Source organism: Streptomyces sp. 15-116A (assembly GCF_025290915.1).
GTDB lineage: Bacteria > Actinomycetota > Actinomycetes > Streptomycetales > Streptomycetaceae > Streptomyces.
In genome coordinates this window covers 1-11,429 of sequence record NZ_JAOCQE010000211.1, presented here as the reverse complement: position 1 = coordinate 11,429, position 11,429 = coordinate 1, and the positions used below count along the sequence as shown (strand labels likewise).

Here is an 11,429-nt window from a genome sequence, read left to right as displayed (position 1 = left end):
CGCAGTCGGCCGCCGGCCGCGGAGCCCGCCGCCCGCTCGCTACCGCGCCCCCTCCGGCTCGCCCGTACCCGCCCGCGGCAGCGTCAGCACCGCCATGAACGCGCACCCCGCCACCGCCGCGAAGAAGTAGAAGCCCCACGGGTGCCCGATGCCCGAGGACACCAGCGCTCCCGTGATCGACGGGCCGACGATCGAGCCGATACGGCCGATCCCGGACGCCGAGCCGAGTGCCGTGCCACGGATCGCGGCCGGGTAGAACGCCGTCACGTAGGCGTAGACGAGCACCTGGGCGGAGAAGACGAACACGCCGGTGAGGAAGATGACGACGTTGAGCAGCAGGTCGCTGTCCATCTTGACGCTCAGGGCCGCCAGCATGACCACCGAGACGGCGAACCAGCCCATCGTCGTGCCCCTGATCCCGCGCCGGTCGGCGACGAACCCGCCGAGCACGAGCCCGGCGACACCGCCGACGTTGAGCACGAGCAGCTGGGTGACGGCCGTCGGTACGGGGTAGCCGGCGTCGTTCATCAGCTTGGGCAGCCAGGTGTTGAGCCCGTACACCAGCAGCAGGCCCATGAAGGAGGCCACCCAGATGCCGATACCGGCCCGCAGATACGCGGGTTTGAGCAGCTCGGTGAACGGCACCCGCTCGGCGTCGTTCTCCTTGGCCCGGACGAAGGCCTCCGACTCGGGCAGCCGGAACCACTGGATGACGGCGACGACCAGGCCGACGACGCCCAGGAGGTAGAAGAGGATCTCCCAGTCGTCGGTGACCTGGAGCGCCAGCAGCGAGGTGATGACGGCGCCGGTGTGATAGCCGGTCATGGTGAGGGTGCTGGCGCGGGCGCGGCGGCTGGCCGGCATGTGCTCGGCCATCATCGTCAGCGACACCGGCATGCACGCGCCGAGGCCCAGACCGGCGATCAGGCGCAGCGCCGCGAACATCGTGACGGAGTCCGCCAGCGGCACGACGATCGTGAACACCGAGAACAGCACCACCGAGCCGATGAGCAGCTTGCGGCGGCCGAACCGGTCGGCGAGCGGGCCGACGCAGACCGCGCCGATGGCCACGCCGACCAGCGACAGCGTCGCGATGGTGGTGGCGTCGGCTGCGGTCATGCCGAGGTGCTCGGTCTTGAGCAGGGTGGGGATGATGGCGCCGAGGACGACGAGGTCGTAGCCCTCCAGCAGGACGGTGATCCAGCACAGGAGCACGGTCCAGGCGTCGCGTCCGGGAGCGGCGCCGGCGCGGGCCGGGGCGCCGGACGAGGTGGCGGAAGTCATGGCGGAGTTCCCCCCAGGGGACGAGGCGGGCGGCGGGGTCAGAAGGGGTAGTCGGCGATGTCCGGGCGGATCGTGACCCACTGGGTCTCGGTGAACGCCTCGACGTTCGCCGCGGCGCCGCCGAACCGGGAGCCGGTGCCGGAGGCCTTGACCCCGCCGAAGGGGGCGCCCGGTTCGTCGTCCACGGTCTGCTGGTTGATGTGGACCTTGCCGGAGTCGATGCGGTCGGCGAGCTTCATCGCCGTACCGACGTCGCCGAGGATGCCGACGGACAGCCCGTACTCGCAGTCGTTGACGAGGTCGGCGGCCTCCTCCGGCGTGGAGAAGCCGATGACGGGCGCGACGGGGCCGAAGATCTCCTCGCGCCAGGCCGGCATGTCCGGGGTGAGGCCGGTCAGGACGGTGGCCCGGTAGCAGGCGCCGTCGATCTCACCGCCCGCGGCGAGCTTCGCGCCGGCCGCGACGCTGTCGGTGACGATGCCGTGCACCCGCTCCAGCTGGCGCCGGTCGATGATCGGGCCGAGTGCCACGTCCTCGCGGGCCGGGTCGCCGACCGGCAGCGCCTTCGCCTTCGCGGCGAGCACGGCGGTGTACTCCTCGATCAGCGACTCGTGCACGATGTGCCGGCCGGTCGTCATACAGATCTGGCCCTGGTGCAGATACGAGCCGAACGCGCCCGCCGAGGCCGCCTTGTGCACATCCGCGCCGGGGAGCACCACCAGGGCGTTGTTGCCGCCCAGTTCGAGGTGGGCGCGCTTGAGCAGCCGGCCCGCGCGCTCGCCGATGGCCCGTCCCACGGGGGTCGAGCCGGTGAAGGAGACGACCCGTACCTCGGGTGCCTCGACGACCGCCTGGCCCACCGAGCCGTCGCCGGGCAGCAGGTGGAGGACACCGGCGGGCAGTCCGGCCTCCTCGAAGACACGGGCGATGACGACACCACCGGAGACCGCGGTGCGCGGATCGGGCTTGAGCAGCACGGCGTTGCCCAGCGCGAGCGCCGGGGCGACCGAGCGCAGGCCGAGGATGAGCGGGAAGTTGAACGGCGCGATCACGCTGACCACACCGGCCGGGCGGCGGCGGGCCAGCGACCAGCGGGCCTCCTCGGAGGTGAGCACCTCGCCCTGGGGGTGGGTCGGCAGGCCCGCGCACTCGAAGCACTCGCCGATCGCGAGCCCCACCTCGAAGCCGGCCTTGGACCGCACCGAGCCGGCCTCCCGCACCAGCCAGTCCTCGATCTCGGCGGCGTGCTCGGTGAGCAGTTCACCGGCGCGGCGCAGCACGGCGGCCCGCCGCTGCGGCGGCGTCGCGGCCCACTCACGCTGGGCCTGCGCGGCCCGTGCGGCGGCCCGGTTCACGTCGTCGGCGCGGGCCAGGCCGACCGTGCCGAGCCGGTCACCGGTCGCGGGCTCGACGACGGGCCCGCTGTCGGGGGAGTCCTGCCAGCCGTCGCTGAAGAACTTCCCGCCCCAGACGTCACTGTCCAGGAATGTCATGGAACTTCCCTCTCTGTAAGGGGATCTCGCGGCTCTTGCGAAGGTCAGGAGGGCGTGGTGAGCGCCGTGTCCACCTGGAGGAGCCGGGGGTGGTCCGGCGTCTCGGCGAGCGCGGCGCGCAGCTCCTCCGCGCTGCCGGCGTGCCGGGCGGGTACGCCGTAGCCCTCGGCGATCTGTGTGAAGTCCAGGCCGGGGATGTCCAGTCCGGGCGCGTCGGGCACGCCGAGCAGTCCGCCGAACCAGCGCAGCGCCCCGTACGTGCCGTTGCGCAGCAGGACGACGGTCAGCGGCACGCGGTGCTGGGCGGCCGTCCACAGGGCGGTGATGCCGTAGTTGGCGGAGCCGTCGCCGATCACGCCGACGACGGGCCGGCCGGGGCTGCCCATCGCCACGCCGACCGCGCCCGGCAGCCCGAAGCCGAGCCCGCCCGCCGCGGGGAAGTAGTAGGAGCCCGGGCGGCGCAGATCCATCTGGCGCCACCAGGCGGCGTTGGTCGAGGTCGACTCGACCACGTACGCGGTGTCCTCGGGCAGTTCGTCGCGCAGCGCGGCGAAGACCTGCTCGGGGTGCAGGGCCGGCCCCTCGGCGGTCCGCGGCTCGGGCGCCGGAATGTAGGGGCCGACGGGTGCGCTCGGTCCGTCGAGGGACGTGAGCAGCAGGTCGATGACCGCGCCCGGGTCGGCGACCAGCGCCTCGCCCATCGGCGCCCGTGCGGCGGCCGAGGCGTCCTCGGTCACCTGGACGAGCCGGGTGCCCTCGGGCAGATACCGGCCGGGAAGGTACTCGTGGTAGCGGAACACCGGGGCGCCGAGCACCAGCACCAGGTCGTGGCCCTCGAAGGCCGCGGACACCGGCGCGATCCCGGCGGGCAGCACGCCCCGGAAGAGCGGGTGCCGGTTGGGGAAGGGCAGCCGGAACTGCGACGGTGCCGCCCACACCGGGCAGCCCAGGCGCTCCGCCAGCCGCACCGCCTCGTCGAAGAGACCCGCCGCGTCGATGTCGCCGCCCAGGACCAGCGCGGGCCGCTCGGCCGCCGCGACCCGCTCGACGAGCAGACGGCCCTGCCCGGCGTCGGGCACCGAGGCGCGCCGCACGTCCCGGTCGAGCACGGCCAGGCTGTTGGCGTCGGCCTCGGCGGCCCAGTCGTCGTAGGGGACGGACAGATACGTCGGCCGCCGCCGCAGCCGCGCCTCGAAGACGGCCTGGGCGAGGGCGCGCGGCACGTCCCCGGCGCACGCCGGTTCCGCCGCCCAGCCCACCAGCGGCTTCATCAGCGCCGGGGCGTCCACGCTGGCCAGGTTCGCCTCCGGGCCGATCGCGGGCCGCACCTGCTGACCGGCCACCACCACGAGCGGCGTACGGGAGGCGACCGCGTTCGTCAGCGCGCCCATCGCGTTGCCGGAACCGGAGGCCGCGTGCAGGTTGACCAGCACCGGGCGGCCGGTCGCCTGCGCGAACCCGTCGGCCATGCCGACCACCGCGCCCTCGTGCAGACCGAGGACATAACGGAAGTTCTCGGGCAGTTCGGCCAGGAAGGGCAGCTCGTTGGAACCGGGGTTGCCGAAGATCGTGGTGAGGCCCTGGCGTTCCAGGAACGCGTGGGAGACGCGACGCACGGTGGGCACGGGGGTTCCTTTCGATGTGGTGCGCGCCACGCTAAGGAACCCCCGACATGGGCACCAATAGAAGTTTCCGTGCCCCGATATAGAGTCCGTCGATATGGGCACCTTCGACCTCAACCTGGCCCGCGTCTTCGTCCTGCTGTACGAGACGGGCAGCGTCACGGCCACCGCCGAGACGCTCCACGTCACCCAGCCGACGGTCAGCTACAGCCTGGCCAAGCTGCGGCGGCACTTCGACGACGAGCTGTTCCGCCGCAACGGACGCGGACTGACGCCCACGGCCGGCGCCCGGCGGCTGTACGAGCCACTGCAGCGCGCGCTCGCGGACATCGACGTGACGGTCCGGCAGGCCGACGTCTTCGATCCCCAGGCCATGTCGGGCCGCTTCACCATCGCCCTGTCCGACCTCGGCGAGGCGACCTTGCTGCCGAGGCTCCTCGCCGCGGCCCGCGACCGGGCGCCGGGAGTGTCCTTCACGGTCCGGCCGTTCGACGTGGAGGACGCCGAGAGCCAGCTGCGGCGCGGCGACCTCGACGCGTTCGTGGCCACCCCGGTGATCACCTCGCACCGGACCGTGCGCATCCCCCTCTTCCAGGAGCGCTACGTCCTCATGATCGCCGCGGACCATCCGCGCATCCGGGGCGACGCCATCACCCTGTGCGACCTGGCCGCCGAGCACCACGCGACCGTCTTCGGCCCCAGCGGGCACGTCACCCCGCGCGCCGTGCTGGCCGCGCACGGGCTGCTGGAACGGGTCGCCGTGGACGCCACCCGCTTCTCGATGCTGCCCTATCTGCTGGAGCAGACCGATCTGATCGCCATCGTCCCCGAGTACGTCGGGGAGGTGTTCACCAGCTCCCACCGGGTGCGCCTGGTGCGGCTGCCGTTCGAGACCGAGCCGATCGAAGTCGCCCTGTACGCCCGCCACGAGTCCTCGCGCAGCCCCGCCCAGCGATGGCTGGTGCGCTTCATGACCGAGGTGCTGGGCGAGCTGGTCAGCCCGGCCCAGCTGCCGCCGTCGACGGCCCCCTGAGCCCAGGCCCTCCCGCGCCTTCGCCGAGCCGCCGGAAAATCCCGGAGATACCTCGCCGAGCTGCCTGTACGGTGACCAGGCACGCCGGATCCGCGCGTGTACCCGCAGTTCAGAAGGTGTTTCGAGGTGTAACCACCGTGTTCCTGACCATCAGTACCACCGGCGCCCCCGAGCGCCCCGCGACCGACCTCGGGTTCCTGCTGCACAAGCATCCCGACAACGCGCAGGCGTTCTCGACCTCCTACGGCACGGCGCACGTCCTCTACCCCGAGGCGGACGCCCTACGCTGCACGGTGGCGCTGCTGCTGGAGGTGGACGCGGTGGCACTGGTCCGGCGCGGCAGGGGCAAGGGCCGCGGCGGCGCACCCGACGCCGCGCTCGCCCAGTACGTCAACGACCGCCCCTACGCGGCCTCCTCCCTGCTCGCCGTCGCGCTGAGCGGCGTCTTCTCCAGCGCGATGCGCGGGGTGTGCGCCGCCCGCCCCGAACTGCCGGGCCAGGCACGCCCCTTGCGCATCGAGATACCGGCGCTGCCCGCCCGGGGCGGCCCCGATCTCGTACGGAAGCTGTTCGAGCCGCTCGGGTGGGCCGTCACCGCCGAACCCGTCCCGCTGGACAGCGAGTTCCCCGAGTGGGGCGACTCCCGCTACCTGCGCCTCGTCCTGGAGGCCGGCACCCTCACCCTCGCCGAGGCCCTGCGCCACTTGTACGTGCTGCTGCCGGTCCTCGACGACGCCAAGCACTACTGGGTCTCCGCCGACGAGGTGGACAAGCTGCTGCGGGCCGGCGAGGGCTGGCTGCACGAGCACCCGGAGCAGAAGCTGATCACCAGCCGCTATCTGTCCCGCCGCTGGTCCCTGACCCGGCAGGCCATGGACCGGCTGGAGCTGGTCCGGCTGGCCGAGGCCGACGACAGCGAGGTCGACGAGATCGACAACGCCGTCGAGGCGGAGGGCGAGGCCGAGGAGAAGCCGGCCCCGCTCGCCGTGCAGCGCCGGGACGCCATCGTCGCCGCCCTGCGCGCCGCCGGTGCCGCCCGGGTGCTCGATCTGGGCTGCGGACAGGGGCAGTTGGTGCAGGAGCTGCTGCGCGACCCGGCGTTCACCGAGATCGTCGGCGTCGATGTGTCGATGCGGGCGCTCACCATCGCCTCCCGGCGCCTGAAGCTGGACCGCATGGGGGAGCGGCAGGCTTCCCGCGTCAAGTTGTTCCAGGGCTCCCTGGCGTACACCGACCGCCGCCTGGGGGGCTACGACGCGGCCGTGCTCAGCGAGGTGATCGAGCACGTCGACCTGCCCCGGCTGCCCGCCCTGGAGTACGCGGTGTTCGGGTCCGCCCGCCCGCGCACGGTCCTCGTGACCACCCCGAACGTCGAGTACAACGTCCGCTGGGAGAGCCTGCCCGCCGGGCACGTCCGGCACGGCGACCACCGCTTCGAGTGGACCCGCGCCGAGTTCCGCGCCTGGGCGGAGGCGGTGGCCGAACGGCACGGCTACCGCGTCGAGTTCAGCCCCGTCGGTCCTGACGACCCGGAGGTCGGTCCGCCCACCCAGATGGCCGTGTTCACGATCGAGACCCCGAAGGAGGCGAAGGCCGCATGACCGAGACGACCAAGGGGCGGGTCCTGTCCGTCACCGATCTCTCCCTCGTGGTGCTCGTCGGCGCCTCCGGCTCCGGCAAGTCCACCTTCGCCCGCCGTCACTTCAAGCCCACCGAGGTCATCTCCTCCGACTTCTGCCGCGGCCTGGTCTCCGACGACGAGAACGACCAGAGCGCCACCCGGGACGCCTTCGACGTCCTGCACTACATCGCCGGCAAGCGCCTCGCCGCCGGCCGCCGCACCGTCGTCGACGCCACCAGCGTCCAGCCCGACGCCCGGCGTCAGCTGATCGACCTGGCCCGGCAGTACGACGTGCTGCCGATCGCCGTGGTGCTCGACGTGCCCGAGGAGGTGTGCGCCGAGCGCAACGCCGCCCGCACCGACCGCGCCGACATGCCCCGCCGGGTCATCCAGCGCCACATCCGCGAACTGCGCCGCTCCCTGCGGCACCTGGAGCGCGAGGGCTTCCGCAAGGTGCACGTCCTGCGCGGCGTCGAGGAGATCGAGAACGCCACGATCGTCACCGAGAAGCGGTTCAACGACCTCACCCACCTCACCGGCCCGTTCGACATCATCGGCGACATCCACGGCTGCTCGGCCGAACTGGAGGCACTGCTGGGCAAGCTGGGCTACGTCGACGGAGCGCACCCCGAGGGCCGTACCGCCGTGTTCGTCGGCGACCTCGTCGACCGCGGCCCGGACAGCCCCGGCGTGCTGCGCCGCGTGATGACCATGGTCACGTCCGGCAACGCCCTGTGCGTCCCCGGCAACCACGAGAACAAGTTCGGCCGCTACCTCAAGGGCCGCAAGGTCCAGCACACCCACGGCCTCGCCGAGACCATCGAGCAGATGGACGGCGAGAGCGAGGAGTTCAAGCAGGAGGTACGGGAGTTCATCGACGGCCTCGTCAGCCACTACGTCCTCGACGGCGGCAAGCTGGTCGTGTGCCACGCCGGTCTGCCGGAGAAGTACCACGGCCGCACCTCCGGCCGGGTCCGCAGCCACGCCCTGTACGGCGACACCACCGGCGAGACCGACGAGTTCGGCCTGCCCGTGCGCTACCCGTGGGCCGAGGACTACCGGGGCCGGGCCGCCGTGGTCTACGGCCACACCCCGGTGCCGGAGGCGACCTGGCTGAACAACACCATCTGCCTGGACACCGGCGCCGTCTTCGGCGGCAAGCTCACCGCGCTGCGCTGGCCGGAGCGGGAGATCGTCGACGTACCGGCCGAGCGGGTCTGGTACGAGCCGGTCAAGCCGCTGCGCACCGAGGCACCCGGCGGGCAGGACGGGCGCCCGCTGGACCTCGCCGACGTGTACGGCCGCCGGGTCGTGGAGAGCCGCCACCAGCCCCGCATCACGATCCGCGAGGAGAACGCCGCCGCCGCGCTGGAGGTGATGAGCCGCTTCGCCGTCGACCCGCGCCTGCTGCCGTACCTGCCGCCGACCATGGCACCGACGGCCACCTCGCACCTCGACGGCTATCTGGAGCACCCCGCCGAGGCGTTCGCCCAGTACGCGGCGGACGGGGTGGCCCGGGTGGTGTGCGAGGAGAAGCACATGGGCTCGCGCGCGGTGGCCCTGGTCTGCCGTGACGCCGAGGCCGCCCGCGGCCGCTTCGGCGTCGACGGTCCGACCGGCTCGCTCTACACCCGCACCGGCCGCCCCTTCTTCGACGACACCTCCGTCACCGAGGAGATCCTCGGCCGGCTGCGCACCGCCGTCACCGACGCGGGCCTGTGGGACGAACTCGCCACCGACTGGCTGCTGCTGGACGCCGAGCTGATGCCGTGGTCGCTGAAGGCGCACGGGCTGCTGCGCTCCCAGTACGCGGCGGTCGGCGCCGCGTCCGGCGCGGTCTTCCCGCCCGCCCTGGCCGCCCTGGAGGCAGCGGCGGCCCGGGGCGTGGACCTGGGGGACCTCCTGGACCGCCAGCGCGAACGCTCCGGTGCCGCCGCCGCGTTCACCGACGCCTACCGCCGCTACTGCTGGACCACCGACGGCCTGGACGGCGTACGTCTCGCCCCGTTCCAGATCCTCGCCGTCCAGGGCCGCAGCCTGGCCGCGCTGCCGCACGACGAGCAGCTCGCCCTCATCGACCGCCTGGTCGAGCACGACGCCACCGGCCTGCTGCAGACCACCCGCCGCCTCTACGTCGACACCGCCGACCCCGAGTCGGTGCGGGCCGGCACCGACTGGTGGCTGGAGATGACCGGACGCGGCGGCGAGGGCATGGTCGTCAAGCCGGTCGGCGCGCTGGTCAGGGACGACAAGGGCCGCCTGGTCCAGCCCGGCATCAAGTGCCGGGGCCGCGAGTACCTCCGCATCATCTACGGCCCCGAGTACACCCGCCCGGAGAACCTGGCCCGCCTGCGCGGCCGTTTCCTGGGCCACAAGCGGTCCCTCGCGATCCGCGAGTACGCGCTCGGCCTGGAGGCGCTGGACCGCCTCGCCGAGGGCGAGCCGCTGTGGCGGGTGCACGAGGCGGTGTTCGGTGTCCTCGCACTGGAGTCCGAGCCCGTCGACCCGCGGCTGTAGCGCCGCGGGCGCATGATTCCGGCCGAGTCGCCCTCCAGGGGGACGCTCGGCCGGACTTCGTGCTTCCGGGCCTCACCCGTCCCTGGTTAACCGTCAGTTGCCGTGCTAACTTCGCAGGTCGGTCAGGCAGGCGTACCGACTCATGGGGGACAGTCGGTGGAGAACGGCGAGGGGTTCGGCGGACCCGAGGGCGGGGCGTCGCGCGGGCAGGGTCTGGATCTGCTGTTACGGGTCACCGCCGCCCTGTGCGAACTGGGCTGCATGGAGGACGCGCGGGGACGCGTGCAGTTCGCCACGGTGCTCGGCGAGCAGCTGGGCCGGACGATCGACGTGCGGGGCGTACGGCTCCGCGAGGACGCCGTGGCCGTGGCCCGCGCCGCGCTGAACGTGCCGGGCGGGGAACGCGTACTGGTGAGGGTGGTCGAGGTCTTCGAAGGGGCCGCGCCGGCCGACGAACTCGACCGGCTGCTCCCGTCCGCCGCACCGCCGCCGGCCACCGGCTCCCCGCCCGGCCCGCTCTCCCGCCAGGACGTCGGCACCGCGAGCGGCCTGCTCGCCGAGGCGAAGAACGACGTCTCCGCCGCCCGGCTGCGCGACCGGCTCGCCGACGAGCTCAACGGCCTCTACCTGCCCGCCGGACTCTCCCCCGAGCAGCTCTTCGCCCACGTCCTGGAGTGGAACGCCCAGCCGGACGGCTTACCGCCCGCGGTGATCCTGGTCGACGCGGCCGCCTCCCTCGCCGCCCCCTCGGGCCACCACAGCCCCCTGAGGAAGTGGGTCGACGGCTGGGCCCAGCGCGCCGGGCTGACCGCCGCGGTCGACGAGCGCCGCGCCGCCCGCCCGGCGACCGGCTTCGACCCGGACATCCCCTGCTGTCTGATCGTCGCCGTGGAACCCGCCCGCGACGGCACCGGCGAGATCGTCGTACGGCCCTGGCTCAACACCGTCCCCGGCCACTGGAACCCCCAGCCCGGCGAACCGGCCACCACCACCCTGGACGGGCTCGGCGAGGCCGTCGACCGGGCGCTGCGGCAGGGCGCCCGCCTGTGGGCCGCGCCGCCCGAACCGGACCCGTCCGGCCGTGACCAGCCGACGTACGTGGAGTTCGTCCTGCCCTACGACCTGCTCAACCACGACGTCGCCGGGCTGACCTTCCGCGTCGGCCACGGCCGCGCGCTGCCGCTGGGCCTGCGCTACGGCGTGCATCTGCGCAGCCTGGAACGGATGCGCAGCGACGACGTGCTCATCCGGCGGCAGTGGCAGGAACGCTGGCGGCGGCTGCGCCGGCACGGCGTGACCGTGCACGGCTGGACCGCCGACGACGCCCAGCGGCTCGACGCCTGGCAGACGGCGCTCGCCGGGGAGAGCGGACACACCGCCGTGGTGCTCGACGCCCCCGCCGACACGCCCGCCCTCGAAGCGCTCAAGGCCGCCATCGCGGAAGGCATCGCGCTGGCCGTCTGGGACCGCCGGGGTGTGTTCGCCGAGGAGCGGCGCGAGGTCGTCACCGCGGTGTTCGCCTCCGTGCCGTTCGCCACGCAGATCCCCGTGGCCGTGCACCGTCTGCGCAAGAAGGCGGTCGACCCCGAACGCAGTCCGGATCTGCTGGGGCGTCACATTGCCCTGTTCTGGGATGATCCGACGCGGCTTGTTGACATCCACACCGACGACGGCGATCTCGCCAGCGAGGAGGCACCGGCATGACCGCGCAGGAGGAGCAGGCGTCCCCTTCCGGGTCCCCGTCCGGCGGCCCCTCCCCGGACGGCTGGCGGGTCTTCCACGCCACCGGTCAGGCCCCCCGCACCCCGCCCCGGCTGCCGCCCGCCCCGCCCTGGCGCCGGTTCCGCGGCGAGCCGGTC

7 protein-coding genes are annotated in these 11,429 nt (G+C 73.2%); 4 read left to right on the top strand and 3 right to left on the bottom strand.

Annotated elements, in window-relative coordinates:
- Window positions 1-39: 39 nt before the first annotated feature.
- The 3 genes from N4P33_RS26160 to mdlC are packed head-to-tail and all read right to left on the bottom strand — an operon-like array spanning window position 40 to window position 4,402.
- Complete coding sequence (locus N4P33_RS26160; protein ID WP_260829229.1) at window positions 40-1,284, bottom strand: aromatic acid/H+ symport family MFS transporter; 1,245 nt, start codon at window positions 1,282-1,284, stop codon at window positions 40-42.
- Between the two features lie 38 nt (window positions 1,285-1,322).
- Window positions 1,323-2,777: a benzaldehyde dehydrogenase gene (locus tag N4P33_RS26155; RefSeq protein ID WP_260829228.1), complete on the bottom strand. Its 1,455-nt coding sequence runs from the start codon at window positions 2,775-2,777 to the stop codon at window positions 1,323-1,325.
- A gap of 44 nt (window positions 2,778-2,821) precedes the next feature.
- Entirely contained in the window at window positions 2,822-4,402 is a 1,581-nt protein-coding gene (gene mdlC, locus N4P33_RS26150; RefSeq protein ID WP_260829227.1) for a benzoylformate decarboxylase, read from the bottom strand.
- 94 nt (window positions 4,403-4,496) lie between these two features.
- Here mdlC and N4P33_RS26145 point away from each other — a divergent pair, with 94 nt between their 5' ends.
- The 4 genes from N4P33_RS26145 (at window position 4,497) to N4P33_RS26130 (ending at window position 11,274) form a co-directional block, all read left to right on the top strand.
- Window positions 4,497-5,432 carry a LysR family transcriptional regulator gene (locus N4P33_RS26145; protein ID WP_260829225.1) on the top strand — a complete coding sequence of 312 codons (936 nt, stop codon included), beginning with the start codon at window positions 4,497-4,499 and terminating at the stop codon, window positions 5,430-5,432.
- A gap of 137 nt (window positions 5,433-5,569) precedes the next feature.
- On the top strand, window positions 5,570-7,033 hold the full coding sequence (locus N4P33_RS26140; protein ID WP_260829224.1) for a 3' terminal RNA ribose 2'-O-methyltransferase Hen1: 1,464 nt from the start codon (window positions 5,570-5,572) through the stop codon (window positions 7,031-7,033).
- Window positions 7,030-9,570, top strand: coding sequence for a polynucleotide kinase-phosphatase (locus N4P33_RS26135; protein WP_260829223.1), 2,541 nt, complete (start codon window positions 7,030-7,032; stop codon window positions 9,568-9,570). The genes N4P33_RS26140 and N4P33_RS26135 overlap by 4 nt, the downstream gene beginning before the upstream one ends.
- Before the next feature lie 102 nt (window positions 9,571-9,672).
- Window positions 9,673-11,274 (top strand): effector-associated domain 2-containing protein, encoded by a 1,602-nt coding sequence (locus N4P33_RS26130; protein WP_260829222.1) that lies wholly within the window; start codon window positions 9,673-9,675, stop codon window positions 11,272-11,274.
- The last annotated feature ends 155 nt before the right edge of the window (window positions 11,275-11,429 follow it).